Origin of the sequence: Herbiconiux daphne, from assembly GCF_024979295.1 — a bacterium.
Taxonomy (GTDB): Bacteria; Actinomycetota; Actinomycetes; order Actinomycetales; family Microbacteriaceae; genus Herbiconiux; species Herbiconiux daphnes.
This window is the reverse complement of record NZ_JANLCJ010000846.1, coordinates 1-512: the sequence shown is the minus strand read 5'-3', so window position 1 is coordinate 512 and position 512 is coordinate 1. Positions and strand designations below refer to the sequence as shown.

Sequence of the window (512 nt, the reverse complement as noted above, 5' to 3'; positions counted from 1 at the left end):
GAACGATTGACATTTACAGAAATAACCAGGGTACGATCTTACTAAATATCGTACCCTGGTTATTTCTGTAAATGTCAATCGTTCTGTTAATATGGTTGATGTTTTAATAGCGGAGGAAAATTTACGTTTCACGATTTCACACTTTGATTTTCCTTGCGGCGATATGGATGATCAATTTTTAGTAGATCTGGCTATTTCCCGCGCTAATGAAATTATGTTCAAAAATTACGGACGTGAAACTATTCAGTTTGTAAAAATGGTTATTAACCAGCAAGTGAAACACGCAAAAACATATAATCATTTCTACGCGATTCTTTAATTATTGATAGGTGTAAACAATGGGAAATTTACAATTTAAATATTGTTTATTTCCCCTGATTTGATAAAATGTCTTTGTTGGTTAGGCAATACCGCACTAACCGAAAATTAAAGGTGAAAATATGAAAAGCATGATCAATAAAATTTCTTGGGTATTATCCGCCGCGCTCCTGGTTGGTTTCGTTTCTACTTTC

Annotated in this window: 1 protein-coding gene; it reads left to right on the top strand. The window is 33.6% G+C overall.

Going from position 1 to position 512, the window contains the following annotated elements:
• The first annotated feature begins 91 nt into the window (after positions 1 to 91).
• On the top strand, positions 92 to 319 hold the full coding sequence (locus N1032_RS28005) for a hypothetical protein (RefSeq protein ID WP_259544019.1): 228 nt from the start codon (positions 92 to 94) through the stop codon (positions 317 to 319).
• Positions 320 to 512: the final 193 nt, after the last annotated feature.

Coding starts and splice junctions, on each gene's coding strand:
- N1032_RS28005 (WP_259544019.1), top strand. CDS start 92: ATGGTTGATGTTTTAATAGCGGAGGAAAATTTACGTTTCACGATTTCA.